A 25,849-nucleotide genomic window follows, 5' to 3' on the forward strand; every position below is an offset into this window, starting at 1 on the left:
CCTCACTTCGTGGCGGGCGCGACCACCGCCGAAGGCGGCACGGCCACGGCCGTCGAAGTCGTATAGGTGCCGGACGCCGCGCCCGGCGTCGGCGCTGGCGCCGCGGTGCCGGCGGCGGCGGTCGTGGCGGCGCTGGTCGCGGCGGCGGGGCCAGCGGGTACGGCCTCCGGTGCTACCGGCGCAACGGTGCCTGGCGCACCCTCACCACTGCCGGCAGACTTGATGTACGCGGTCAGCGCCGCGACCTCGTCCTCGCTCATCGGCAGCTTCGGCATCACCGGGCCGAAGCCCTTCACCAGCCGCGCGTGCGGGTCGACGATCTCCTTGTGCAGGAAGGCATCGTCGACCTTGGCGCTGCTGCCGTCGGCAAAGGTCTCGGTCTTGCCGTACAGGCCCTTCCAGGTCGGCCCGACGCCCGGGTTGCCGTCGATGCTGTGACAGCCGGTGCAGCCCTTGCTCTGCGCCAGCGCGCGTCCCTTCTCGATGGTGCCGGCGTCGCCCGCGGCGCCCGGCGCGGCGGCGGCCAGCGCGGCCGGCGGCGCGGCCGCCTTGGCCAGTGTCATGGCGAAGGTCTGCTGCTTCGCCAGCCAGGCCTCATAGGCGGCCGGCTCTTCCACCACCACCGTGCCGCGCATGTTGTAGTGCCCCACGCCGCAAAGCTGCGCGCACAGGATGTCGAAGCGCCCCGGCTGCGTCGGTGTGAACCAGAACGACGTGACCATGCCCGGCACCATGTTCATGCGCGCGCGGAACGGCGGCACGTAGAAGTCGTGCAGCACGTCCTTGGAGCGCAGCAGCACCTTGACCGGCCGGTTCAACGGCAGGTGGACTTCCGGGCCGACGATCACTATATTGTCCAGCCCGCGCGGGTCGTCGGGGTCCAGCCCGAGCGGGTTGGTGCCGGTGACGAACCGCGGATCCGATGCGCCCAGCACGCCGCTCTTGCCGGGAAAGCGGAAGGCCCATTGCCACTGCTGCCCCACCACTTCCATCACCATCGCCTCACGCGGCGGACGCACATAGTCCGCGTAGACGAACAGCCCCGGCGCCAGCAGCGCAATCACGCCCAGCGTGGTGCCGGCGATCAGCCACAGCTCGAGCTTGCTGTTTTCAGGCTGGTAGGCCGCGCGGTGCCCGGTGCCGCCGTTGGGATGCGGCGCCTCGTGCCGGTAGCGCCAGACGATATAGCCGACGAACAGGTTGATGACGACGAAGAAGATCCCGGTGATGACCAGGGTAATGGTGAGCGTGTCGTCCATCTGCTTCCAGTTGGACGCCAGCGGGGTCGCCCACCACGGGCTCAGGAAATGAAAGAGCACCGAAGCGACGACCATGACTACCAGCGCGATGGCCAACGCCATATCCACCCTCCCTCCTCGCACGCGGCGAGGGATGCGTAAGGCACGCAAGTAGAGTAAGACTAGTGCATCCCGTCAGGTCACTGCAAGGCGACACGGCAGGCGTCGCATGCGGCGCCGCACAAGCCGTTTCTGCAGCCGTGACACCAGTGCGCGCCCAAGAAAAAGCGGCGGAAGGAACGCAGGTTCCCTCCGCCGCATCCGTCGCGCGCGGGCCCGTGTAGTGGCAAGCGCGTGCGGCGAAACCGCGATGCGCCTGATCCGGTCAAGCCGTCAATGCGATACGTCTTTGCTTTCCAGCTTCCAGTAGCACGCCGCCGCGGTCATGCCGAAGATCAGATGCCCGACGAAGGTGTGCCAGCCTCGCACTTCCGTGAACCACGGGAAGGCCCGCGTCATCACAAAGAAGTTGAAGCCATAGACCACCAGGCCGAACACCGCGCCGGCCAGCAGCGCCATGCCCAGGCTGGAATCGAGCGTGAACGGCGCGATGATGGCAGCCAGGATCATGCCCAGCACGGCCCCCAGCACGAAGTGGATCAGCAGCGCCGCGGCAACGGTGCCGACACTGAACAGCGCCGTCTGCAACACGTCAGGCCCCATCACGATCGCCGCGATCATGCGCGTGGCGACCCACGGGTTGACGCCGGACACCATCGACGACCAGAACAGTTCCAGCACCAGCAGCAAGGCCCCGGCCGCCAGCCCGGAAACCGCTGCCGCTTTCCAGTCCGGCTGCCGCCGCACGTAGTGGTGCGATTGCATGTGTAGTTCCATATCCACCTCCGTCTCTCTCAAATGGCGGGGCTGCATGGACATGAGTGGGAACCGGCCCCGCGTATCTGATCAGCATAGGACACGCGGCTTGTGCATCGGCCTTCAGGGGGGCAAAAACGTGGGCAATGCGTGCGCGGCGCAACACCCCCGCGGTCGATGTGCTGGTGCAGATACCTGCCGCCGCACGCAGCGTGCGCCCTACGGGACAATCCCGATGCGCGCCGCCTTGTATCGGGCACACACTGCCTATACTGGAATCACAAGAGAGAGAGACAGGAGACCGCCATGCACATCACAGCGCATGATCTTGTATTCCTGATTCCGATGGCGCTGGTAGGCGTGATCGCCATGGGTTCGATCCCGGTGACCGCCAAATACCTGCGCATCAGTTGCCGGACCATGGGTGCGCTGATTGGTGCGCTGGTCGCGGTGCTGGTGCTGGAGGCATTACCGATGCTGATCTGACTTCCGTCAGGGAGCCTGCCGGGCAGTGTCCGCAGAGGGAGGGCCGCCATGTCCATCGGCTTGCTTGCCGCCGTCATGGCGGCCTTGCTGTTCCTGACCGTCTTGCGGGCCATTTGGCGCTGCAGCCATCCGTACCGGATGCGCTACCGCCGCTGCATTGTGCAAAAGCGCCGCATGGGCCTGGGCCGGCAGGCACCCCGCCGGCATTACGGCTAGCCCACCGCTGCGGCAGGCCTTTCCAACCACTTCCACAGGCGCTGCAAAAGCGCCTGTCGCGTTACAGCTCGATCATCGCGAACTCGGCCTTGCCGACGTCGCATTCCGGGCAACGCCAGTCTTCGGGGATATCTTCCCAGCGCGTGCCGGGGGCGATGCCGTCTTCCGGCCAGCCCTGTTCTTCGTCGTAAACCCAGCCGCAGATCACGCACACCCAGGTCTTGAAGGCGACGGCGGCTTCCAGTTGCTCCTGCTGCAAAACACACTCCTGAATCGGCTATGGAACGGATTGTCCGGGCGGAATCATACCGGTTTTCGCGGCTGGGCTTGAGCAGGTGTTGAAATCCCAGTCCGGAACGCGCAGCATGCCGGAGATGTGACGGCATGACACGCCCGCCATGCGGCGGGCGGCTTTGCGACACGTCTACCCGCGCGTCTACCCGCGGATGGAGAAGTCCACCCGGTTGGGCGCACCCTTGTCCTTGATGCCCTCGGCGCTGAGCTTCGGCGCCGTCAGGAACAGCCGGCTCTCCGGCACCTTGCCCTCGCGCTCCAGCGCCTGCTTGACTGCCAGCGCACGCTGCTCGGCAAGGCGCTTCAGGTCAGCCTCGGTCACCGTGGCGTTGGCCATCAGCAGCCTTTCCATTTCCTCGGGCGGCAAGGACTTGGTAAAGCCGACGAAGTTGCGCGGCTTCTTCATCGAGGTGCGCTTGTAGACCTCTTCCAGGTACTTCGGGTACTCCTGCTTCGACACCTTGACCTCGGCGCCCTGCTCGCCCGCCTCGCCGTCGCCGGCTTCGTCGCCGGACTGGGCGCTGGCGCGCAGGTCGCGTCGCTTCTGCTCGGTCACGCGCGCATCCAGCCAGGCGCGGCGCGCGCCGGCCTCGTCGGTGGCCGGATCGATGCGGCCGCTGATCTCCAGCCGCAGCGCGGGGCGGTCGTTCAGTGCCTGGCCGAGCTTGCCGATCTTCTCCCTGGCCGCCGGCGTCAGGGTCGAAGTGCCGGGAGCGAATTCGACATAGCCCAGTTCTTCGCCGCCACCGCCGCCGAATGCCGACGCGATCAGCGAGAACGGCGAGGTGATCGCCTTGGTCAGCAGGTTGACGATCACGCGCACGATCACGCCGCCGATGCTGAACTCCGGATCCGACAACGAACCCGATACCGGCAGGTTCACGTCGATCACGCCGTTGCGGTCCTTGAGCAGCGACACCGCCAGCAGCACCGGCAGCTTGGTCGCATCCGGGCTGTCGACGCGATCGCCGAAGGTGAGCTGGTCCAGGAACAGGTGGTTGCTGGCATCGAGCTTGCCGTTTTCGATCTTGTAGGCCACGTCCACGGTCAGCTTGCCCTTGGTGATCGGGTAGCCGGCGTACTTGGCCGCGTAGGGCGTGAGCCGCGTCAGCTCCACGCCCGATGCCTTGGCGGCGATGTCCAGGAACAGTTGCTCGCCGAGCGGGTTGATCTTGCCGTTGATATTGACCGGGGCGTCGTCATCGATGCGGCCGTCCAGCACCAGGTCGGCCGGCGTGGGATCGCCCGACGACACCTTGGACACCGAACCCTTCATGCCGGTCAGGTTGGCGGTGTAGTTGGGCTTGACGAAGAAGTCCGAGAAATTGATGTTGCCCTGGCTGACTGACACCCCGCCGATGCGCACCTGCGGCTTGGGCCCGCCCGGCTTCTGCTCGACCTGGGCGGTGCGCGTGCCGCCGGCCTGCACCGGCGGCGTCGCCGGCGCGGACGCCGGATTGGCCTGCGTGAGGCTGGTGGACGGCGCCGCCTCGCCCTTGGCCGCGCCACCGGCCATTACGTCCTGCAGGTTCAGGCGGCCGTTGGCGTTCAGGATCACGCGCGCATAAAAATCGGACAGCGCGATGTTGCCCAGGCTCACGCGCATCGGCCCCTTGCTCTCGTCCATCGCGAAGTCGATGCCCGAGACCGCCAGCGAACGCCAGCGCAGGAAGTCGTCGCCGCTGACGCGGTCGACCGTGCGCACGTTGCCGGACAGCACGTTGCCGGCGAATTGCGCCGCGATGGGCTTGCCGGTGGGCGCGTCGACGTTGAGCTTGCCCTTGACCGTCAGCGTGCCGCTGCGCAGCGCGGCGTTGAAGCGGTCGGCCAAATAGGGCTGCAGCGGGCGCATTTCCACCTCGCGCAGGTCCAGTTGCAGGCGGCTGGCCGGGACGGTCGGCAGCACCGAGCCGTCCACGCCGATCACGCCGCGCCGGCCTGACTCCGCATGCAGCTTGACTGGCACCGCCGCCGGCGTCAGCGGCCAGGCGATGGCGCCGGTGGCGAGCGCGATATTGCGGAACTCGTGGATCACCGGGCGGCCGCGGTTGGCCTCGGCGGGCTGGTAGTCCGCCAGGCGCGCGCTGCCACCGTCAACGGTGACCTTGCCGATGTTGGCCTTCCACACGCCCGCGGCAGGCGCGCCGTTGGTGGTGCCGTTGGTGGCGGGGGTGCCATTGGCGGCTGTGCGGCGCGGCGCGCTACGCGCCTGCTGTGCCGATTCGCTGGCCCACAGCCGCGCCATCTCGAGCAGTTGGCCGCGGTGGTCGCGCGTGGCGGAGATCTGCGGCTGTGCCAGCGTGACCTGGCTGGTGGCGAAGGTCTGCTTGGCGAGGTCGAACTGGATATCTTCCAGCACCAGCTTTTCCGCGCGCAGCAGCGGCAGGTTGGCGCCCTCGCGGTCGGCAGCGGCGCGCTCGCGCGCGCGGCGGCTGGCGCGCGGGGTGGCGTCACCGTTGGCGGCGGGCTGCGCCCGCGTGTCGCTGCCCATGCGCGCTGCCGCCGAGACCGGCATCGTCACCGGCTCGCGCGTGGCGACATAGAGCGGCGCCAGCTCCAGCCGCGACTTTTCCAGCACGAACTGGAATTGCGGCGTGGCCCAGGCCATGCGGTAGTGCAGCTCGGCATTGACCGCGGACTCGCCGAACTGGCTGCGCAGTTCGCGCGGCCACCACGCGGCAAAGCCCTGCGGGCGCAGGCCAGTGGTTTCGAGCGTGCCCGCCAGCGTGCCGTCGCGCAGCAGCAGGTCGCCGGTATGGTGCAGGGTCTGGCCGTCGGCCACGGTGAGCGTGGCTTCGATGCGGGCGGGCTTGTCGCCCTCGGTGCCGGCAAAGCCCTTGACCTCGGCATCGAGCGGGCCCAGCGCCAGCTTGCCGGGGCCGGATGGTGCCAGCGCGTCTTCAAACCCCAGCTTCGCCTGCTTCACGACGATGCGGTCGACCGCGTAGCGCCATGGCTCGTCTTTCTTCGCCGTCGCGGCCGGTGTGGCGGGCTGCGCTTGCACGCCCGACGCCGCGGCGGGCGCGGATGCCGGGGCCGGCGCCACGCCATCGGTCGACTTGCTCACCGCCTGCGGCAGGAACGCAGTCGCCAGGTTCAGCGTGCCGTCCGCGCGCCGCGCGGCCTCCACGCCCAGGCCCTCGATCTCCACGCTGCGCAGTTGCGCGCGGTGCGCCAGCGGCTCGAGCTTGCCGATGTCGACAGCCAGGCGGCTGGTCTTGATCAATGGCTGGCCCGCGCGCGTGCGGATATCGGCATCGCGCAGCGTGGCCGTGCCCATCAGCAGCATTTCCTGCGTGTCCTTCTGCTGGCGGAACGTCACCGTCAGGCGCGTATCGAGCTTGCCGGCCTTGACCTCGGCATCGCGCAGCGGCGGCGCGAACGCCATGAAGCGCGTCAGGTCGAGCCCGTCGAGGTTGACGTTCAGCCGCGTCTGGCGCGAATCGGCAAAGGGCAGCACCTCGCCGTCGAGCGCCAGCGGCGTGCCGTTGACCTGCGCGCTCAGCGTGGGCCGGGTCACGATCTCCACGTCGTGCGGCAGGTTGGACAGGAACGGCAGCGTCAGCGTCAGGTGGTCGACGCGCAGACTGGTATCGAGCTGCTTGTCGTCATAGCTGAAGCTGCTGCCGGTCACGGCAATGTTGTTGACCGAGAAGCGCGCGGGCTTGGCATCGGCCGGCTTGGGCGGCTGGGCCGCGAGCTTGTCCTGGACATCGGCAAAGCTCACGCGGCCGTCGGCGCCGCGCGCCACGCGCACGGCGAGCCGGTCGATATGCAGGTTGTCGACCACCGGCGCCAGGTGCCATATCGACGCCAGCGAGGTATTGGCCTCGGCCTCGCCCAGCGTCAGCGCGGGGGTCTTGCCGTCGCGCTCGTAGATGGTCAGGTCAGTGAGCGTGGCCGCCAGTTCGAACGGGCGCACATGTGCCTTGCCCAGCGTGACCTTGCGCCCGAGCGCCTCGGTCGCGTTCTTTTCGATCAGGTACTTGAGCAGCGGCGGTCCGCCGAAATAGCCGGCCAGCCCGAATACCGCGAGCGCGGCCACCACGCCGCCGACGACACGGGTAGCCAGACGGCCACGGGGCGTCGCCGCCACTGCCTGGATGGATTGCTTGAAAGCCATGACGTTCCAGAAGATCTGACCCCGCTTACCGGTGCTGCACGACGGTTTGTGCCCCGGATTTCACTTTTTTGCCGACATTATCGCAACGGATTCGTACAATGCAAAGAAAGCAAAATTGTCTGTTCAACCACTCGGACAATGAGGGACAGGCCGATCTGGTATCTTTACGGGCTTTGCGAAGCGTTTCGTCGCAAGCCTGCGGCTTACCCGCCACACCGTGCCTGCCTCACCTGCGCTGTACCCTCCGGCCACACCCTCCACGTACTCCGTGTTGCGCGCTTCGCATGCGATCTTTTCCATGCGAGTCCCTTCATGTCCACCACCAGCAGTACCGCCGCAGGTGTCGGCGCGCCGGCCCATACCAGTGCCAGCGCGCGCCCGCTGATCGGCCAGGATTACAAGACGCTTTCCCTCGCCGCCCTCGGCGGCGCGCTCGAGTTCTACGACTTCATCATCTTCGTCTTTTTTGCGACGGTCATCGGGCAATTATTCTTCCCGCCGTCGGTTCCGGACTGGCTGCGCCAGCTGCAGACCTTCGGCATTTTCGCCGCGGGCTACCTGGCCCGGCCGCTGGGCGGCATCATCATGGCCCACTTCGGCGACCTGCTCGGCCGCAAGAAGATGTTCACGCTGTCCATCCTGCTGATGTCGGTGCCGACGCTGCTGATGGGCCTGATGCCGACCTACCAGTCTATCGGACTGGCCGCGCCGGTGCTGCTGCTGGTGCTGCGCATCCTGCAAGGCGCCGCCGTCGGCGGCGAAGTGCCGGGCGCCTGGGTGTTCGTGTCCGAGCACGTGCCGGCACGCCACGTTGGCTACGCCTGTGGCACGCTGACCGCGGGGCTGACCGCGGGCATCCTGCTGGGCTCGCTGGTGGCCACCGGCATCAACAGCGTGTTCACCCCGGCGGAGCTGGCCGACTACGGCTGGCGCGTGCCCTTCCTGATCGGCGGCGTGTTCGGCATTGCCTCGGTGTACCTGCGCCGCTGGCTGCACGAGACCCCGGTGTTTGCCGAGCTGAAGCAGCGCAAGGCGCTGGCGGCCGAGATGCCGCTGAAGTCCGTGGTGCGCGACCACGGCCGCGGCGTGGCGGTGTCGATGCTGCTGACGTGGATGCTGTCTGCCGGCATCGTGGTGGTGATCCTGATGACGCCGACCTTCCTGCAGAAGCTGTACGGTTTTGACGCGCGCACCGCGCTGGTGGCCAACAGCGTCGCCACCCTGTGCCTGACCGTCGGCTGCATCGTGTCCGGCGCGCTGGCCGACCGCATCGGCCCACGCCGCACGCTGTTCTTCGGCGGCCTGCTGCTGGCGATCTGCGCGTATGCCTTCTACACCACGATCTTCACCCGCCCCGACCTGCTGCTACCGCTGTACGCGCTGGCAGGCTTCCTGGTCGGCACCATCGGCGCGGTGCCGTTTGTGCTGGTCAATGCATTCCCGGCGCAGGTGCGCTTCTCGGGGCTGTCGTTCTCGTACAACGTGTCGTACGCGATCTTCGGCGGCCTGACGCCGATGGTGGTCACGCTGATGCTCAAGCACGACCGGCTGGCGCCGGCGCACTATGTGGTGGCGTTGTGCGTGCTCGGCATGGTGACGGCGCTGTTCGTCAAGGACCGCTCGCGCGGCTGACGGCCGCATCGGCCTAAAAGACAAGGGCGGGCCCGATGCCCTCCCTTTTTCATGCGCTGCTTTTGTGTGAGCTTGTGCGTAATCACGCCCCGGCTCAGCGCCGGTGCTGGCGGAAGAACCGCCACATCATCGCGCTGGCATCGGGGCCGATTTCGCTGTGGTAGCCATAGCTGGCATCGCCGCCGCTCCAGGCGTGGCCCAGGCCTTCCACTTCCACCAGCGTCACCAGGTCGCGGCTCCAGCGGCCAAAGCGGTATTCATGCGAGCGGCCCGGGCGCTCGCCCGCGCCCTCCTGTGGCTTGTCCGGCACACCGGCGAGCCGGTCCTCCAGCCCGTTGTAGGCCAGGAACTGGCGCGCGAGCAGGCGGCCGTTGACCGGATGCACCGCGTCGTCGGCCAGGCCGTGCAGCACCAGGGCCGGCATCTCGGGACCGCCGGGCGTCACCCCCGCGGCATCCAGCAGCCATGACGGGTCGGCCGCCGAGCCGTGCTGCATCGCCCGCAGGCCCGCGCGCGGCGTATCGGCCGCACCGATGACCACACCGGAGTGCAGCGCCGCGGCGGCGACCTTGCCTGGGTAGCGCAGCGCCACCACGGCGGCCATAGCCGCGCCGGCCGACATGCCAGCCAGGTAGATCTCGCGCTCGCGCACCTCGTGGCGGGCCGCCAGCGCGTCGAGCAGCGCCGCCACCGCCTGCGCTTCGCGCCCGCCTTCGGCCGCGCCCAGGTCGAACCATTGCCAGCAGCGCTGCACCTGACGGCGCAGCGGCTGTTGCGGATAGGCAACGATAAAGCCCTCGCGCTCGGCCAGTTCATTCATGCGGGTACCCGCGGACAGGTCGTCCGGCGTCTGGCGACAGCCGTGCAGCACCACCACCACGGGCAATGGGCCGCGATGTGCCTTGGACGGGATATAGAGATGGTAAGACAGCTGCGGCACCAGCTCGCCCGGCAGCGGCGCCAGGCGCAGGCGGTGCGCTTGCCAGGTGCCGGGCAGCTGGCCGGGCTCGGGCGCTGGCCTGGCACGCCGGCGCTTGCCGGGCTTGTCAGCCGGGCGCGCCGGCGTCAGCGGATTCAGCGAATCCATGCGTTCCAGCCAGGACTTCACCTGGGCTTCCGTGCGGGCCTGCACCCGGCTCAGTCGCCGGATTCGTGCATGCCAGTCATGGGCGAGGCTTTTGGTCATGAGGACTCCTGGTCGTATGACGGAATCTCCCCCTAGTGCCTTTATTGTTGCGTTGCAGCATACCACACTCGGCAAGCGGGTCGAGGCGCACTCCGCGCATGTAGGTTATGGGTCACGGCCTGGCCCACGCCTCGCAGCGCCGCGGGAATTCCGCATTCGTCAAAAATGGCGAAAACATAAATGATGGACACGAAAGAATGCAGATCGCAGTCAGATAGATTGCGTTGACGTCGACCGGGACGGGCTGGCAGCGGTCTATGCGGACTTGGAGCCGGCCCCGGCCAAGCCGCGGGACGCCACCGTTGCGATCGAGTTCAGCACCGCTTGCGGCATCGAGCCCGGGCTGGGCTGGCCTGAAAACGGCCAGCCGGCGCGCTGCGGCTCAGCGCTCCGCCACGCGCCCCCAGCCATCGGGGGCAAAGCTGCGGATGGACTTGACGCGCGCGGCGGTGAAGGGCCCCAGAGGCCGCCAATGACTGCACGCTCGGATCCCACGACTCGTTGCTGACCGCTTTGGTCGCGGCATCGCCCGACAGGCTGGGGTTGGACCTGGACCATTGCGCCGCGGCCGCGACGTCGGCCGGATAAGTGGCCGCCATCAGCACCTGCGACAGCAGCGCATCCGGGTACAGCGCGACCGGTGCGGTCAGCTGGTCGAGCTGAGCATTGCTCAGCGTGGACTGCGCCTGCGCGATGCCCGCCGGCGCCAGCACCATCAGCGCGAGGCACCATGCGAAGAGGTGTTTGAAACGTTGCATGTTCGCTCTCCAGGATCTGCGCAGGGGCCTGGTGAGAGCGTGCTGCCCGGGTTGCGCACTCAGCGACGTTGCTGCGTGCACTCCTGCCGATAGGCTTCCTCCAGACGCTTGCGGTCGGCCTGCCGCTCCAGCGCAGGGTATTTGCGCCCGTCGGCGGTGGTCACCGACGATTTACCCTCGGACCACTGCGGCCCCGCGGGCAGAGCGTTGATCTTGTCCAGCAATGATTGGCAATGCTGGCGCTGCGATGCGGACAACGTGCCGTCGGTGCCTTCCACCACGGCGGTGCCTTCATCCAGCATCCGTGGCGGGGGCGGTGCCACCATCGGCGTGCCGGCGGCAGCGGCATTGCCTGCCGCGCCGGTTGCAGTACCCGTTTTCGTATCACTTGCCGCCAGCACCGGAACGGCCACCATCGCGGCGCATGCCAGCACGCCCGCCTTGAACAGGAACTTCGTCAAACCAATACTCCAGAGCCGTGCGCGGTGCATGGGGGATGCACGGGTCGCGGCACGGTGCGTTGCGGAAACCGTCCGCCGCTAGCGATCCTTGCTGTTGCCGTTGCGGCGGCCGGTACGGTTACGCAGCAGCTCGAGCTTGAGCAGCGCGTCCGCAAGCATACTCTTGAGCCGGGCATTCTCTTCCTGCAGCTCGCGCAGCTTGCGCCCGTCGCGCGCATCGCCCTGGCTTGGCTGGCCGTAGCGGGCGCGCCATCCGTAGAACGAGGCATCGCTGAAGCCGTAGCGCGCGCACAGCTCACGCACCGGCACGCCGCTGGCCGCCTCGGCCAGGTAGCTGCGGATCTGTTCTTCTGAATACCGTCTGTTCACGAATTTCTCCGCTTCGCACGGCGCCATGCGCGGCGCCACGAGCGCCACCAGCCGCGCCACCAACCGTGCCGACTCTGGCGGTACGTTAGCCCACGCCCGCGGCAAAAAGCAATTCAGTGTCTTCGCGGGCCGAGTTAAGAAAATTTTCTCGGCCGGGGATGCAGGCATCGGTGCCCGGCAGTGATCGTCATGCGACGGAGCCGGGTGATTCCCACACCAGGTTGACTTGGCACAGGCAAGAGATCAGGAAAGAGATTCCAGCTGGTCATTCAATCCGTCGCCAGGCCTGCGGGCCTGCGCCATTGCGCTGGCATCGGCATCTTCCCGCGCAAATTTTGTTATGCCAAATTGGAGCGCACTCTGTTTCACCGGTGTTACGCCCGGCAAGGACGGTTGCACCGCGACGGCGCCAGGGCCCGTTCTATCCGCTATTTTTCCGCATTTCCCGCCATGTCCGGATGTTCAGACAAAGCCGAAAAAAACGAAATTAGAACACTGTCATCAAATCAAGTTTCTATGACTTTTGCCATGCGTGTATTAAGCTTCCTCGGCATCAACTAAATTTGGCACGCCAATCGCGATGCGCCACGCAGCGCATGCAGAGATGGCGGCCCGGCAGCCCGCACCAGGCCCTACCCCGCCCAGGTGCGCGCCCTCACGCTGCCGGCAAGCACCAGGCCTGAAGGATCGAAGAGTCACTGCGCCATTTGTCGACACGCAAGTCAGACATCTAGGAGTCGTGTCATGCTTTTGCACCGCATCCTGCCTGGACCGCGCTCACCCGGCGACATTGCCGCATCGGCACTTCATGCCAGCCGCGCACACCAGAAGCCGGGACAGTCGCCCCTGCGCCTGACCGGGCTTCGGCGCCGCTACTGCGCTCCTTAGTCGCGCAGCACCGTACGCATCAGACAAACTAAAAACCAAAACAAAGTCATGAATCGGGAGAAGTCGGAATGCGTCATGTCAGCACGAAGTTGTTGCACGTCTTTGTCCTTGTCATGGAGTACCGCGACCTCAACGCCGTCGCAGCCTGCACGCAGGGACGCGTCCCCACGGTCGCCTACAGCCTCGCGCGCCTGCGCGAAATCACCGGCGATCCCTTGTTCGTCAAGCGCAACGGCATGCTCGAGCCCACCCCGCATGCGCTGCGCCTGGAGCAGACCGCGCGCCAGATCCTGGCCAAATGGAACCAGCTGGTGCGGCCCGGCGAGTCGGGCCTGAGCAGGCGGCAAGAAGGCGGCAGGCGCGTTTCCATCGGGTTTTCGTCATCGATCGGAGACCCCGTCATCACCGAGATCCTGACCGCGCTGTGCGAGCAGTTCCCGCATGACAGCTTTATCACCCGCCCGGTGATTGCCGATGCCGCGCTCGCAGGCCACCTCGATGCCGGCGAACTGGACTGCGCCTTCGTCGTCGACGGCGGGCACGTCCCCGAACATGTGCGGCAACAAAACATCATGGCCACGCCGCGCCGGCTGGTCAGCGCCACGCGCGAAGGCAGCTATGACGACAGTGAAAGCGACTGGATCCTGCTGCAGGAGGATTGCGAGGCTGGCAGCCCGCTGCGTGCCTTCCTGAGCCGGCAGGCCAGCACGCCCGGGCACCGCGAGACCGTGGTGCCGTCCTGGCATACGCAGATCACGTTGCTGCATGCGGCCGGCGGCATCTGTCCGGTGCTGGACTTCAACGTGCCGCTGGTCACGCGCGAGCGCAAGACGCGCCTGCTGGCGCCGCCGAGCAGCTTCCCGGAATGGGCCGCGCTGCATTTCTGGTCGCCCGAACGTGGCCGCGACAAAGGCGTGCTGCGCGACATCATGGACGTGGGCAGTGCCGTGCTGCGCGATCCGCTCAAGGCCATCGACGGCCGCCGCAAGGGCCGCCCGGCCGCGCAGGCCGAGCCTGCGCTGGCCTGACTTCCAGCGGCCGGACGCGCCTGCGCGCCGGCCGTTTATTGCAGTCCTTAGACATTTTCCCGAATCCCGGGCCTGCACTACACTCGCTCGAGTTTTGTCCGGCGCCGCATGCCTCGCGCCCCGTCCCCGGCGCGGTTTGCGAATCATCCTAGCTTCGCCCGCAAGCGCGGCCGGTATCCTGCCCTGGCATTGGCGCACTCCGGCCGTCTCCCGTTTGGCCAGGTCCTGCGGCAATGCACGCAGTTGTCTGGCGCCGTTTTGTCTGGCGTCGTTCTTGCGCCGCACGTCTGGAGACGTGCGGCGTTTTCTTGAGGCCGGCGCGGTCGCCGGCGCCGCCGCAAACAAGAACCGAGGAGCAACCCGATGGCATTGAGGATCCTGCTTGCCGACGACCATCCGGTGGTAAGCGCGGCCGTTGCCGACCGCTTGCGTACCCAGACCGGCTGGGAAGTCTGCGGCAGAGTGACCAGCGCGGCAGCGCTGCTGAACAGTGTCGAGGTGCTGCGTCCCGATGTCGTGATCACCGACTACCACATGCCCGCGCAGGAAGAGGGCAACAGCGACGGGCTGCGCCTGCTGGCCAGCCTGCGGCGGCGCCATCCTTCGCTCGCCGTGATCGTGCTGACCATGATCACCAACCCGCTGGTGCTGCGCGCCATCCTCGACACCCATGTGCATGGCCTGCTGCTGAAGGATTCACCGCTGTCGGAACTGGTTACCGTGGTGTACCGCATCCAGCGCGGCTTCCACTACATCGGCAAGTCGGCCATGGAGGTCCTGACACAAGCCGATCCGGGCAATCCGGTCGCGCCAGGCCAGGCCGGCGCCGACCGCCTCTCCGCGCGCGAGATGGAAGTGTTGCGGCTGTATTTGGCCGGCCGCTCGGTCAGCGAGATCGCCAACCTGCTGTGCCGCAGCGTCAAGACCATCAGCCGGCAGAAGAATTGCGCCATGCACAAGCTCGGCGTCACCAATGACCGCGAGCTGTTCGAGTTCGCCGCGCTCAAGGGCATGCTGCTGACGGCCTCCTGAACCTGCGCGGCGCCGTTGGCGATGCTTCAGGCTGCGTCGACCGCTTCCGCCGCGCGTGCCTGCGCGTATGCGATGCCGGCTTCCAGTTGCGCCAGGCCGTGCGACAGCTCCTGCATGGTGGCAGGCGTGACCTCGGCCAGTACGTCTTCGAGGAAGGCCGAGCGCACGGGCATCATCTGCGACACCATCTGCTGCCCTTCCCGTGACAACGTGACATGCGTCACGCGGTTGTCGCGCTCGGAGGTGGAGCGCTCCACCCAGCCGAGTTCCTGCATGGCCTTGAGCTGGCGCGTCAACGCACCCGGATCCATGCCAACGCGGTCGGCCAGCGCTTTCTGCGCGATCGCATCGTCCTGCAGATGCAGCGCATGCAAGACGCGCCAGCGCGCCAGCGGCAGGCCCATACGCTGCTCGAACGCCGCCGCGTAGGCGCGGTAGGTGCGCCCGAACTGCTGCAGTACGGCCACGCTTTGTCGCTCCAGTTCCATCCGTTCTCCTCAGGGGTGCATTGCAGGCCCCGTTGCTGGCCCCGTTGCTGGCCCGTATCTTAGTCTGCCGCCATCGCCGGTGCCGCGGTGCGCGCCAGCGTCACCGGCGGCACCTGGCGCGCGCGCCAGACCCCGAACGCCGCCGCGGCCGCGGCGGCAAGCAGGCCCAGGTGGATGGCGCTGACCAGCGACACGCGCGCCTGCTCCAGCAGCAGCGCGCCATTGTGCCCGGCCTGGCCGAGCTGGCCGAGCAGCACCGCCTGCGAGGCCTTGTCGATCAGCACCTGCGGGTCGGCCATGCGCGCCGCCCACTGACTCGCATTGGCCGCCGCCAGCGCATGGTCGACGCCACCGGTGTAGCTGCGCGTGACCAGCGTGCCCACGATCGCCGTGCCCACCATGCCGCCCACCATGCGCAGGGACTGCAGCATGGCGGTGGCGATGCCAAGATGCTCGCGCCCCGCGGTCTGCTGCGCAAACACGGTCAGGTTCGGCATGATAAAACCCAGCCCCAGCCCGCCCACCAGCATGATCGCCATCAGCAGCCCGTGGGGCATGCCGCGCGTGGCCTGCGACAGCCCCAGGCACGCCACGGCCAGCATGCCGAAGCCGGCATAGAGCATGGCATTGGGGTGGCGGATACGCGTGACGATGCGGCCGTTGACGATGCTGCCGACGGTGATGCAGACCACCAGCGGCGTAATCAGCAGGCCCGCCTCCTTGGGCGAATAGCCGAAGCCACCCTGGAACAGCAGCGGCGCGTAGAGCAGCAGCGCGAACATGGTGAAGCCCGCGAACACCGACAACTGGAACAGCGGCGCCAGCCCCGGGTTGCGGAACATCTCCACCGGCAGGATCGGGTTGGCGCAGCGCTTCTCCCAGTGCCACAGCGCCACCAGCACAGCCACGGCGAGCACCAGCAGGCCGCCGGTATATGCATCGAAGCCGCGCTCCGGCAGCAGTTCCACGCTCAGCTGCATGCAGCCCAGCCCCGCCGCAATCAGCAAGGCGCCCAGCCAGTCCACCCGGATCGGTCCGCTGTGCGCCTGCTGGCGCAGGTGCGGCAGGTAGCGCCACGCGAACCACAGCCCCAGCACGCCCACCGGCAGGTTGACGTAGAACACCGCGCGCCAGCCATACCACTCCGTCAGCACCCCGCCCAGCGAAGGACCGACGGCATTGGCAATGCCGAACGCCGCGCTCAGCATCACCTGCCAGCGCAGCCGCACATGCGAATCCGGGAACAGGTCGGCGATACAGGCAAAGGCCGTACCGACCAGCATGCCGCCACCGATGCCCTGCAGCGCGCGCGCCAGCACGAGGAACGGCATGCTCGGCGCCATGCCGCACAGCGCCGAGGCCACCGAGAACACCACGATCGACGCCAGCACGAACGGCTTGCGCCCGTAATAGTCCCCCAGCCGCCCGAAGATCGGCACGGTGATCACCGAGGTCAGCAGGTAGGCCGTGGCCACCCACGCGTAGTACTCGAAGCCCTGCAACTCCGCGACCACCGTCGGCAGCGCCGTGCCGACCACGGTCTGGTCCAGCGCCACCAGCATCACCACGAAAGCCACGCCCAGCATGGCCAGCAAGGACTCCCGGAATGGCAGGACCTGGCCGTTGGCGTGGTCGCTTTGTGGCTGTGGTGTCATTTTGTTGCTCGGTCAATCGTTGCGTTGTCAATGATTATAGGACAGGAAACTGAGAAGTGGCTGAGGAATGGGATAACTGCTGATTGGATTTCACCTTGACAGACAGATCTGTATCCATTACAAATGAGACAGGTCTGTATCATAGTAAGGAATGGCGCGATGAGCACGACAACCTTCGAAGCGGCAGCCGTCGCGCAGCGGCCGGAGCAGGAAGGCCACACTGCACCGCCTTCGCGGCGCGGCGCGCCGGCCACAGCACCGCTGGCCGCGTGGCGCCTGCGCAAGGCGACCGAGTACATCGAGGCAAATCTGGCCGACGCCATCAGGCTGGCGAACCTGGCCGAAGCCGCCGGCCTCACGCGCATGCATTTTGCCGCGCAGTTCAAGGCCACGACCGGGCAGCGTCCGCACGACTACCTGCTGCGCCGGCGCATCGAACGCGCCCAGGACCTGCTGGCCTCGACCGATCATCCGATCGTGCACGTCGCCATGGACGTCGGTTTCCAGACGCAGGCGCATTTCGCCAGCGTGTTCAAGCGCTTCGCGGGCGATACGCCGTCGCGCTGGCGGCATCGCCACGGCAAGCGCTCGGCGGCCTGAGCCGGGCGGCGTGGAACCGCGTGCTAGGCCAGCCAGCAACGCAGGTCGTAGTACGGCACGAGATCGTAGGCGGCGATATCCGCCTGCGGCGAAACGCGGATAAAGCCGGCGGCATCGCCTAGTGCGGAAACCGACGCAGCACCCTGCTGGCTGTGGACCTGCGCCCTGTCGTAGCCGACCTGGCGCGCGACCCTGGTAGCCCGCCAGAACTCATCGCGCTGGCCCTTCTCACGCTTGCCGAGGTCGACGCGGACGTGGCTGACCGCAGGATAGATCTGCGCCCGCCCCTGGAGCTTGCGCAGCATCGGTGTCACCAGCAGCGCAAAGGTGGTGTAGGCCGCAGCCGGATTGCCCGGCAGGCAGACCACCGGCTTTGCGCGCAGCCGCCCCACCGCGACCGGCTTGCCCGGCTTCATGTTGACCTGGTGGAACAGCAGTTCGCCGCCCGCCGACACCAGCGCCGGCGCCGCCAGGTCCCTGACGCCGCCCGAGGCGCCGCCGGTCAGCAGCACGATGTCGGCGTCGTCCACCAGTTCAAGCAGCGACTGGTGGACCGCCCGCTCCTCGTCCCTGATGTACTTGCGCGTGACCACGATGGCGCCAAGCGACTCCACCAGCGATTCAAGCATGGGCCCGTTGATATCGTGGATCTGGTGGCGGCCCAGCGGCTCGTCATGCGCCGCGACTTCGTCGCCCGAGATCAGCAGCGCGACCTCGACCAGCCTCACGGCCGGGATGGTGGTCACGCCCTGGGACGCAAGCGCGGCAATATGCCCGGGGCGGAGCAGCGTGCCTGCGCTGAGCAACGGGCCGCCGGCCCGTGCGTCCTCCCCCTGGCGGCGGATGTTGCGCCCCGCTACCGGCGCGCGAAGGAACGACACCTTGTCCTCGGACAGCACGGCATGCTCGTCGGCAATCACCGTGTCGGCGCCTTGCGGAACCAGCGATCCGGTGAAGAGGCGGATGGCATGTCCGGCTGCCAGTGGTTCCGGGCAGCTGCCTGCGTAGCAGACTTGCTGGACCGGGAAGCTTTGCCCCCGACGCCAGTCGGCCATGCGGATGGCATAGCCGTCCATGGCGCTCTTGTCGGCGGCAGGGACGTCGAGCCGTGCCGGCACATCGCGCGCCAGCACCCGGCCCGATGCCAGCCCCAGCCAGACCGGCTCGGTGTCGGCGACAGGCACGACGCTGCCGGCAAACAGGCTTTGTGCTGCATCGAAGCTCAGCATGTCGTGGCCCCCTGCCGGAATGCGGTAGCGAAGTTGCACGGGCGGGTGCGGCTATCCAGTTGCGGCCGGATCAGGTGTTCCCAGCCAAGGTTGCAGGAGCCCTCGGATCCCGGCAGGCAGAAGATGATGCGGCTGTTGGCGACGCCGGCCAAGGCGCGTGACTGCATGGCCGCACTGCCGATTTCCCGGTAGGAAACCATGCGGAACAGCTCGCCGAAGCCGTCGATCTCGCGATCGAGCAGCGGCACTACCGCATCGGGCACCGAGTTGCCCGGCTTGAAGCCGGTGCCGCCATTGGTCAGGATCACCTTTACGTCGCCGGCCACGATCCAGTCGCTCAGGATGCGGCGGATGGCGTAGACGTTGTCCACCGACATGTCGCGGCGAATGCAGCGGTGTCCCGCTGCTTCGAGGTGGCGGACGAGCAGGTCGCCGGAGGTATCGGTCGCGGGCGTGCGATGGTCGCTTACCGTCAGCACGGCGCAGGAAAGGGAAAGCAATCGGTCGAGGGGGGCGATCTGGCCTTTTTCTGGCGCGGGCGAACTCATGGCGGTTTCCTCTGGTAGGCGCATGGGCTGCCCGGCAGGGATCGGGCCGGGCCAGCCCTTGATGCAACCTGGCCAGAATAGGCGCGGCCAGCGGTAACCGAGGCGCACAAAGAGGCGGCAGATTCCGGAGTACAGTTCATCGCCGGAATGCGGCACAACCAGGCCGGCGACACGGAGGCGGCAGACTGTATCCAGGCGCAACCCAGAGGACTGTGCTCTGGCACCGCGGCCTGGCGCGCCTATATTTCCCCTGTCGCGGCGCACCGTTTTTTTGGTTGATCGAGGAATACGAGGGAGCGCCGTCTTGATTTCGAGGCCTGCGCCGAGGTGGGACGGCGACAGAACCCCACCGCATCAGCTGCCCCGATATGTCCCGAAGCTCCACGGCGAGCACAGCAGTGGCACGTGGTAGTGCTGCGCGGCATCGGCAATGGTGAAGCGCACCGGAACGATATCGGCGAACACGTCCGGTGTCCTGAAATAGTCCGCAACCCAGAAGCGCAGTTCGAACTCGCCGGTACGCGCCTGTGCCGCGGGCAGCATCTGCGCGTCGGTGCGTCCGTCCTGGTTGGTGCGGGTGCGGGCGATCAGCCGCGGCGGCTGCGTGCCCATGTCGAACAACTCGACCTGCATGCCGGCGATGGGCTTGCCCAGCGATACGTCGAGAACATGCGTGCTGATGCCTGCCATGATGCGATGCCTCCGGATAGGTGCGCGGCTTCAGCTGCCGCGGTAGTAGTTGTAGCTCCACGGCCCGACCAGCACGGGCAGGTGGATGCGCTGGCTGGCATCGGTCACGCGCAGCCGCAGCGGGATCTTCGACAGGAACAGCGGCTGCGGCAGGCTGGCCTTGCGCGCGGCGAAGTACTCGTCCACGTGCAGAAGCAGTTCGTAGGTGCCGGTGCGGTAGCTGTCGCCGATCAGCAGCGGCGGTTCGCTACGGCCATTGGCGGCGAGCGTGACGGTCTGCATCAGGCGCGGCTGGCCGTTGTCGATGCGGAACAGGTCCACGCGCATGCCGGCGGCGGGCGTGCCGTGCCAGGTGTCGAGCGCGTGCATGGTCAGGCGCGGGCCCAGGCCACCTTGCTGCACCGGGCCGGTGGCCTGGTTGGGCACGGCCGGCGATGTCGCTTCAGGCGTCGCGCCCCAGCTCGCACCGGCGAGCAGCGCGCCGCCGCCAAGCGTCATCGATTGCAGCGCGAAGCGCCGGCGGCTTGCATCGAATTTGTCGTGGCTGTCGTGGTTGTCCTGGCTCATGTCAGGCCTCGCGCTTGTTGCCCAGCTTGCGGATGCCGACCAGCACCAGCAGCGCGGCCAGCACTTCGATCACGGCGACGAGATACAGGCCGGTGGTGAGCTTGCCAGTGGTGTTCTTGATCAGGCCCATCACATACGGCGCACCAAAGCCGGCCAGGTTCGCCACGGAGTTGATCAGCGCCACGCCCACCGCGGCGGCGCTGCCGGCCAGGTAGCGGTTGGGCAGCTGCCAGAACACCGGGATGGCGCTCATGGTGCCGACCAGCGCGGCCGTCATCGCAAACAGTGCCACCATGGGCGACATCACCTGCGCGCCGAGCAACACCGCCAGCACCGCCATCGCACCGCCACCCACCAGCGCCGCGCAGCTGAAGTGCCAGCGCACTTCGTTGCGACGGTCCGAATGGGCGCCGTTGGCGATCATGCCGGCCGCGCCGCACAGGTACGCCACCGCCGCGATCCAGCCCACCGCCATCGGACCGCTGAAGCCCACGTCCTTGATCACGGTCGGGATCCAGAAAGTCAGCGTGGAGTTGGCGCACAGCAGGCAGAAGTAGATCGCGATCAGCAGCCAGACCTTGCCGTTGGTGAACAGCTTGCGCCAGTCGTGGCCGCGCTCGCCCATGGCGGCGTTGTCATGCTTGAGCGTTTCGAGGACGACGCGCTTCTCGCTCTCGCTCAGCCAGCGCGCCTGCTCCGGCTTGTCGGTCATGTAGAACCAGGCAAAGATGCCGGCCAGCACGGACGGAATGCCTTCCAGGATAAACAGCCACTGCCAGCCGTGCATGCCCTGCACGCCGCCCATCGAGGTCATGATCCAGCCGGCGAGGGGACCGCCCAGCACGCCGGCGATGGCCGATGCCGACATGAAGGTGCCGAACGCCCGGGCGCGCCGCTGCGTCGGGTACCAGTAGGTCAGGTACAGGATCACGCCCGGATAGAAGCCCGCCTCGAAGGCACCGAGCAGGAAGCGCAGGATGTAGAACTGCGTGGGCGTGGTGACAAAGGTCTGCAGCATGCAGATCACGCCCCAGCAGATCGTGATGCGCATGATGGTCTTCTTGGCGCCGATCTTCTGCAGCAGCATGTTCGACGGCACTTCGAAGAAGAAGTAGCCGAGGAAGAAGATGCCCGCGCCCAGCCCGTACACCGCTTCGCTGAACTGCAGCGCGTCGAGCATCTGCAGCTTGGCAAAGCCGATGTTCACGCGGTCCAGCCACGCCAGCACCCACAGCACGCCGAGAAACGGCAGCAGGCGCCACGAGACCTTGCGGTAGACGCTGTCTTCCGTGTCGTCGGCCGCGCCGGCGTAGATCGGAATCCCTTGCTTTGTGATTGACATGGTGTCTCCTGTCTTATCGTGTCGTTACGTCTTGCTAGTCCTGTGCGGCTTGCAGCCGGGGCGCAGGGCCCGGCGTCCGCTTGGTTGGGTGCAAGTATAGAAACGGCCCGGCAATGGGAAACGCGGGTGCTGGTATAGGCCCTATAGCAGCCGCGATATGGGCCGCAAAGCCTTGTGTGGAGCGGCTTTCCGGGGATCTGGCAGGGCCCGGCGCCCACCTATGGATTACCCCTAGGCGGGCCTTTGCACCCCCATGGGGGGCGGATCGGGCGCCGGCTGCGTAGTCGGCCGCTCGCTTTGTCCGGGTTCCACCGCGTTGCCGCGCGGTGCGCGACACGCTACAAAGTCGCCATTGGCGGCCGGGGCGTGCCAGCTTTTGCGGCGCCCAGTGCACCAGCCTCCCACTAGCTCACCGGATTCACCATGATTCGCGCCGACGATCCGTTCGACACCTACCTGCTGCGGGTGCTGTGCATCCTGATCGCGGAGCGCAGCGTGTCGCGCACCGCGATCCGCCTGAACCAGTCGCAGCCGGCGATCAGCGCGGCGCTCAAGCGGCTGCGTGCGATCTTCAACGACCCGCTGCTCACGCGCGAGAAGAACGTGATGGTGCCCACCGAGCGCGCGCTGCAGCTGGCACGCAATGCACAGGCCGCGCTCAGCGCGCTGGACAACCTGCTGGTGTCCGACGAGCGCTTCGACCCGGCCACCACCGAGCAGAGCTTTGTCGTGGCGATGCCCGACTACCTGGCGCCGCCCTTCTTTGCCCACGTGGTGCGCGAGTTCCGCCGTGCCGCGCCGCACGCGCGGCTGGTGGCCATGCCGCTCGGCTCCAGCTTCGACTACGAGCAGGCGCTGTCGGAAAGCTCGGCCGATATCGTGATCGGCAACTGGCCGAATCCGCCGGAGCACCTGCACCTGTCGGTCCTGCTGGAAGACGAGGTGGTGTGCGTGGTGGCGCAGGACAGCACGCACACGCAGCCCGGCAAGTTCACCGCGCAGGCCTACCTCGGCGCGTCGCATATCGTGCCCACGCCCTACTCGCGCGACCAGCGTGGCTTGGTCGATTCCGGGCTAAGCACGATGCGCGTGCATCGCGACAACCGCGTGAGCTGCCCGTACTTCAACCTTGCGCCCAGCCTGATCCCCGGCACCGACCTGATCCTGACCACCGGGCGCCACTTTGCCAACTACCACGCGCAGCATGTGCCGCTGGCGGTGCTCGAACCGCCCATCGACTTCCCGTTCATGCGCTTCTACCAGCTGTGGCATCCGTCGCGCCACCGCTCGGCCTCGCATATCTGGCTGCGCGGCATGCTGACCGCCGCCTCGCATGAACTGCGCGAGCTGCGCGACATGCAGCGGTAGGCGGTATCGGATTCTGTTATGCGACCTATAGGACAGGGCCTCTCGCCGCGGCGATGGGCCCTTTCTATACTCGGCCCGTATTCACCGAGTCTTCGGGATCTTTACGGGAGAGCAGTCCATGTCACAGCCACTCGATCTGGCTTCGGTCAACGCGCTGGACCACGCGGGCTTTGCCAGCGCCTTTGGCAGCGTATTCGAGCATTTTCCGCAGGCGGCACAAGGCGCGTGGGCGCGCCGTCCGTTTGCGTCGGTCGCGGCGCTGCATGAAGCCATGATGGACGTGGTGCGCAAGCTGGACGAACAGGGCCAGCGCGATTTCCTCAACCTGCACCCGCAGCTGTCGGCGCGCAATATCCGTGCGGGGACGATGACGGCGGATTCCAATGCCGAGCAGAAGAGCGCGGGGCTCGATGCGATGTCGAAACAGCAGGAAGGCGAGCTTGACCGGCTCAACGCCGACTACCTCGGGCGCCACGGCTTTCCGTTCATCATCTGCGTGCGGCACTACACGCGTGAAGGCATCTTCGCCGCGTTCGAACGCCGCATCGGCCGCAGCACGCCGCAGGAACTGGACGAAGCGCTGGCGCAGATCGCCGCGATCACGCGCGGGCGCCTCAACGCGCGCCTGCCCGCGTGAGCTTGAAATAGCGAGCCCCGCCTCGCCTGCCTACCCGGCGGCCGCTTCGTTGCGCTTGCGGAACGAAGCCACCTTGTGGCGGTTGCCGCAGAGCGCCATGCTGCACCAGCGGCGCCGGTGCGAACGGGTGCGGTCGTAGAACCAGAGGGCGCAATCGTCGCTCTCGCACTTGCGAATCAGCGCGAAGTCGCCGGACGCGAGCAGTTCGGCGGCCGCCTCGGCCAGCGGTGCCAGCCAGCCTGAGGCACCGGTCCGGTCATGGCACCGGTGCACCGTGACCGCGCCGTCCCGGTCCCGTCGCAGCTCAAGATGACTTGCGCCTTGCGCCAGGATACAGTTCAGCGCCGCCAGATCTACCGCTTCTCCATGCTTGCGCTTGTGCACCGCACCGCGCACAACCTCGCGTAGCGCCCTGGCCGCGACCAGCAGATCCTCGGGCAGCTTCTTCGGCCGCTCCGCCTGTGCGACCAGGCCGGTCGCCACCAGCCAGTCCATCACATCCGCATTGCCCTGCCAGCGGTCCGTCGGGACGCCGTCGACCTGCTCGACTGTATTGATCAGGTCGAGGGCGACGTGGTCGGCAAGCAGCCTCGGGGCCATATGGGCATCGGGTTCGTGGGTGTGGCGGGTCATGGCGCTCATGGCAGGTATCTCCTGCGAACAAGTGTAACCATCAAAAATGACATTGACAAGTTACATGACGCGATTATCCTGTAACCGTTATCGTAAACTTTTAACGGTTTCACACGGTTCTCAATGAGGAGTCTCCATGCCAAACGCCACCCCCACCATCCCGGCCGTCACCGTCCACACCGTGGAAGCGGACGGAGTCCAGGTCTTCTACCGGCAGGCCGGCCCCGCCGACGCGCCCGTGCTCCTGCTGCTGCACGGGTTTCCGTCGTCGTCGCACATGTTTCGCCACCTGATCCCGATCCTGGCGCAGCGCTACCGCGTGATCGCCCCCGACCTGCCGAGCTTCGGCTTCACGGTGGTGCCGCAAGCGCGCGACTACCGCTACACCTTCGACAGCCTCGCCACGACCACGCTGGCCTTTGTCGACGCGCTCGGCCTGACCCGCTATGGCATCTATGTCTTCGACTATGGCGCGCCCGTGGGCCTGCGCCTCGCGCTCGCGCACCCCGAGCGCGTTTCCGCGGTCATTTCGCAGAACGGCAATGCCTACCTCGAAGGGCTGGGCGACGCGTGGGACCCGATTCGACGCTACTGGCAGGAGCCCACGCAGGCCAACCGGGAAGCGCTGCATGACGTGCTGACGCTGGCAGGTACGCGCTGGCAATATGAACATGGCGTGGCCAACCCGGAGGTGATCGAGCCCGAGGCCTATTTCCTCGACGCCGCGCTGCTGGAACGCCCCGGCAACAAGGAGATCCAACTCGACCTGTTCCTGGACTACGCCAACAACCTCAAGCTCTACCCGGCATTCCAGGCGTTCTTCCGCGAATACCAGCCGCCCACGCTGGCGATCTGGGGCAAGCACGACGCTTTCTTTATCCCCGCGGGTGCGCAGGCCTACCGGCGCGACAACCCGAATGCGCGCGTGCAGATGCTGGACACCGGCCACTTCGCACTGGAAACCCATCTGGAAGAGATCGCCGGCGCGATCCTGTCGCTGATGGAGTCGGCGGCCTGGACCGCGTAGCCTGACGCAGGCGGGACGGGGCGGGAAGCGCTAAAACACTTCCCGCTTTCGCATTGGCCGATGCAATGCCGGTGGGGCCTGCGTCAGCCGACGACTTCGAGCGCGATGGCCACGAACGCCTTTGCCGCCGCGCTACGGTAAGCGCCCTTGCGCTGCAGCAGCGCCGCCGTGCGCTGCGGCGGCTCCGGCTGGAGCCGTATCTGGAACAACGCTTCATGCTCGCGCGCGACCGCGGCCGGCAGCATGGTCGCCATCCGGGTTCGCTTCACGAACGGCAAGTACCTGCCGACCAAGCCGTTCTGAGGCACGGGCCCTGTGCCCAGCCCGCGATGCCGTGCCAATTGAGTGGAAACCGTGCGATCTCGATATAGCTTCGACGGCTTTTCTTCCACACTGCATCTCACGACCTGGTCTCGCCGGGAAGTCTGGACAAAGGTGGCGCAAGGCATGCGCCAGCGCTGCTAGTCCACCAATGCGC

25 protein-coding genes and 1 pseudogene are annotated in these 25,849 nt (G+C 67.1%); 9 read left to right on the forward strand and 17 right to left on the reverse strand.

What is annotated here, in order from left to right; translation table 11 throughout:
- Nucleotides 1–2 precede the first annotated feature (2 nt).
- On the reverse strand, nt 3–1,361 hold the full coding sequence (locus AC10V3_RS31890) for a cytochrome c oxidase subunit II (protein ID WP_022539394.1): 1,359 nt from the start codon (nt 1,359–1,361) through the stop codon (nt 3–5).
- Between the two features lie 270 nt (nt 1,362–1,631).
- Complete coding sequence (locus tag AC10V3_RS31895; RefSeq protein ID WP_022539395.1) at nt 1,632–2,135, reverse strand: hypothetical protein; 504 nt, start codon at nt 2,133–2,135, stop codon at nt 1,632–1,634.
- A gap of 285 nt (nt 2,136–2,420) precedes the next feature.
- On the opposite strand from AC10V3_RS31895, the gene AC10V3_RS31900 reads away from it, so the two are divergent.
- Nucleotides 2,421–2,600 carry a hypothetical protein gene (locus AC10V3_RS31900; protein WP_022539396.1) on the forward strand — a complete coding sequence of 60 codons (180 nt, stop codon included), beginning with the start codon at nt 2,421–2,423 and terminating at the stop codon, nt 2,598–2,600.
- A 48-nt stretch (nt 2,601–2,648) separates the two neighbouring features.
- Nucleotides 2,649–2,816: a hypothetical protein gene (locus tag AC10V3_RS31905; RefSeq protein WP_022539397.1), complete on the forward strand. Its 168-nt coding sequence runs from the start codon at nt 2,649–2,651 to the stop codon at nt 2,814–2,816.
- A 61-nt stretch (nt 2,817–2,877) separates the two neighbouring features.
- Here the strand turns inward: AC10V3_RS31905 and AC10V3_RS31910 are convergent, their stop codons facing one another.
- On the reverse strand, nt 2,878–3,075 hold the full coding sequence (locus AC10V3_RS31910; RefSeq protein ID WP_022539398.1) for a rubredoxin: 198 nt from the start codon (nt 3,073–3,075) through the stop codon (nt 2,878–2,880).
- A 177-nt stretch (nt 3,076–3,252) separates the two neighbouring features.
- On the reverse strand, nt 3,253–7,233 hold the full coding sequence (locus tag AC10V3_RS31915) for a DUF748 domain-containing protein (RefSeq protein WP_022539399.1): 3,981 nt from the start codon (nt 7,231–7,233) through the stop codon (nt 3,253–3,255).
- A 312-nt stretch (nt 7,234–7,545) separates the two neighbouring features.
- Between AC10V3_RS31915 and AC10V3_RS31920 the strand changes: the two genes are divergently transcribed.
- On the forward strand, nt 7,546–8,865 hold the full coding sequence (locus tag AC10V3_RS31920; protein WP_022539400.1) for an MFS transporter: 1,320 nt from the start codon (nt 7,546–7,548) through the stop codon (nt 8,863–8,865).
- A gap of 94 nt (nt 8,866–8,959) precedes the next feature.
- Here the strand turns inward: AC10V3_RS31920 and AC10V3_RS31925 are convergent, their stop codons facing one another.
- From AC10V3_RS31925 to AC10V3_RS31940, 4 genes and pseudogenes are all read right to left on the reverse strand, one after another.
- On the reverse strand, nt 8,960–10,051 hold the full coding sequence (locus tag AC10V3_RS31925) for an extracellular catalytic domain type 1 short-chain-length polyhydroxyalkanoate depolymerase (RefSeq protein ID WP_022539401.1): 1,092 nt from the start codon (nt 10,049–10,051) through the stop codon (nt 8,960–8,962).
- 386 nt (nt 10,052–10,437) lie between these two features.
- Nucleotides 10,438–10,809 (reverse strand): annotated as a pseudogene (locus AC10V3_RS31930) (DUF3300 domain-containing protein); the annotation flags it as partial.
- A gap of 59 nt (nt 10,810–10,868) precedes the next feature.
- Complete coding sequence (locus tag AC10V3_RS31935) at nt 10,869–11,270, reverse strand: hypothetical protein (protein WP_022539403.1); 402 nt, start codon at nt 11,268–11,270, stop codon at nt 10,869–10,871.
- Between the two features lie 78 nt (nt 11,271–11,348).
- Nucleotides 11,349–11,639, reverse strand: coding sequence for an IS3 family transposase (locus tag AC10V3_RS31940; protein WP_022539404.1), 291 nt, complete (start codon nt 11,637–11,639; stop codon nt 11,349–11,351).
- 956 nt (nt 11,640–12,595) lie between these two features.
- Between AC10V3_RS31940 and AC10V3_RS31945 the strand changes: the two genes are divergently transcribed.
- Nucleotides 12,596–13,555: a LysR family transcriptional regulator gene (locus tag AC10V3_RS31945; RefSeq protein WP_022539405.1), complete on the forward strand. Its 960-nt coding sequence runs from the start codon at nt 12,596–12,598 to the stop codon at nt 13,553–13,555.
- A 363-nt stretch (nt 13,556–13,918) separates the two neighbouring features.
- The gene (locus AC10V3_RS31950) at nt 13,919–14,587 is read left to right on the forward strand and encodes a response regulator (RefSeq protein ID WP_490923930.1); all 669 of its coding nucleotides are present in this window, start codon (nt 13,919–13,921) and stop codon (nt 14,585–14,587) included.
- 26 nt (nt 14,588–14,613) lie between these two features.
- Here AC10V3_RS31950 and AC10V3_RS31955 read toward each other — a convergent pair whose 3' ends face one another.
- On the reverse strand, nt 14,614–15,075 hold the full coding sequence (locus AC10V3_RS31955; RefSeq protein ID WP_022539407.1) for a MarR family winged helix-turn-helix transcriptional regulator: 462 nt from the start codon (nt 15,073–15,075) through the stop codon (nt 14,614–14,616).
- 59 nt (nt 15,076–15,134) lie between these two features.
- On the reverse strand, nt 15,135–16,730 hold the full coding sequence (locus AC10V3_RS31960) for an MFS transporter (protein WP_022539408.1): 1,596 nt from the start codon (nt 16,728–16,730) through the stop codon (nt 15,135–15,137).
- Between the two features lie 159 nt (nt 16,731–16,889).
- On the opposite strand from AC10V3_RS31960, the gene AC10V3_RS31965 reads away from it, so the two are divergent.
- The gene (locus AC10V3_RS31965) at nt 16,890–17,330 is read left to right on the forward strand and encodes a helix-turn-helix domain-containing protein (RefSeq protein WP_022539409.1); all 441 of its coding nucleotides are present in this window, start codon (nt 16,890–16,892) and stop codon (nt 17,328–17,330) included.
- 23 nt (nt 17,331–17,353) lie between these two features.
- Here the strand turns inward: AC10V3_RS31965 and AC10V3_RS31970 are convergent, their stop codons facing one another.
- The 5 genes from AC10V3_RS31970 to AC10V3_RS31990 form a co-directional block, all read right to left on the reverse strand.
- On the reverse strand, nt 17,354–18,598 hold the full coding sequence (locus tag AC10V3_RS31970; protein WP_349607492.1) for a molybdopterin molybdotransferase MoeA: 1,245 nt from the start codon (nt 18,596–18,598) through the stop codon (nt 17,354–17,356).
- Nucleotides 18,553–19,107 (reverse strand): molybdenum cofactor biosynthesis protein B, encoded by a 555-nt coding sequence (gene moaB, locus AC10V3_RS31975; RefSeq protein WP_022539411.1) that lies wholly within the window; start codon nt 19,105–19,107, stop codon nt 18,553–18,555. The genes AC10V3_RS31970 and moaB overlap by 46 nt, the downstream gene beginning before the upstream one ends.
- Before the next feature lie 354 nt (nt 19,108–19,461).
- The gene (gene uraH / locus AC10V3_RS31980; protein ID WP_022539412.1) at nt 19,462–19,797 is read right to left on the reverse strand and encodes a hydroxyisourate hydrolase; all 336 of its coding nucleotides are present in this window, start codon (nt 19,795–19,797) and stop codon (nt 19,462–19,464) included.
- Nucleotides 19,798–19,827: 30 nt separating this feature from the next.
- Nucleotides 19,828–20,364 (reverse strand): hydroxyisourate hydrolase, encoded by a 537-nt coding sequence (gene uraH / locus AC10V3_RS31985; protein ID WP_022539413.1) that lies wholly within the window; start codon nt 20,362–20,364, stop codon nt 19,828–19,830.
- A gap of 1 nt (nt 20,365) precedes the next feature.
- Nucleotides 20,366–21,706, reverse strand: a complete 1,341-nt coding sequence (locus AC10V3_RS31990; RefSeq protein ID WP_022539414.1) for an MFS transporter — start codon at nt 21,704–21,706, stop codon at nt 20,366–20,368.
- A gap of 423 nt (nt 21,707–22,129) precedes the next feature.
- Between AC10V3_RS31990 and AC10V3_RS31995 the strand changes: the two genes are divergently transcribed.
- The gene (locus AC10V3_RS31995) at nt 22,130–23,074 is read left to right on the forward strand and encodes a LysR family transcriptional regulator (protein WP_022539415.1); all 945 of its coding nucleotides are present in this window, start codon (nt 22,130–22,132) and stop codon (nt 23,072–23,074) included.
- Nucleotides 23,075–23,192: 118 nt separating this feature from the next.
- Nucleotides 23,193–23,711: a 2-oxo-4-hydroxy-4-carboxy-5-ureidoimidazoline decarboxylase gene (uraD, locus tag AC10V3_RS32000; protein WP_022539416.1), complete on the forward strand. Its 519-nt coding sequence runs from the start codon at nt 23,193–23,195 to the stop codon at nt 23,709–23,711.
- A 30-nt stretch (nt 23,712–23,741) separates the two neighbouring features.
- On the opposite strand, the gene AC10V3_RS32005 is transcribed toward uraD, so the two are convergent.
- On the reverse strand, nt 23,742–24,353 hold the full coding sequence (locus AC10V3_RS32005) for a CGNR zinc finger domain-containing protein (protein ID WP_022539417.1): 612 nt from the start codon (nt 24,351–24,353) through the stop codon (nt 23,742–23,744).
- A gap of 127 nt (nt 24,354–24,480) precedes the next feature.
- Between AC10V3_RS32005 and AC10V3_RS32010 the strand changes: the two genes are divergently transcribed.
- Complete coding sequence (locus AC10V3_RS32010; protein ID WP_022539418.1) at nt 24,481–25,371, forward strand: alpha/beta fold hydrolase; 891 nt, start codon at nt 24,481–24,483, stop codon at nt 25,369–25,371.
- 83 nt (nt 25,372–25,454) lie between these two features.
- On the opposite strand, the gene AC10V3_RS32015 is transcribed toward AC10V3_RS32010, so the two are convergent.
- Nucleotides 25,455–25,640 (reverse strand): hypothetical protein, encoded by a 186-nt coding sequence (locus tag AC10V3_RS32015; RefSeq protein WP_349607496.1) that lies wholly within the window; start codon nt 25,638–25,640, stop codon nt 25,455–25,457.
- Nucleotides 25,641–25,849: the final 209 nt, after the last annotated feature.

This window comes from Cupriavidus sp. PB-02 (assembly GCF_058252315.1).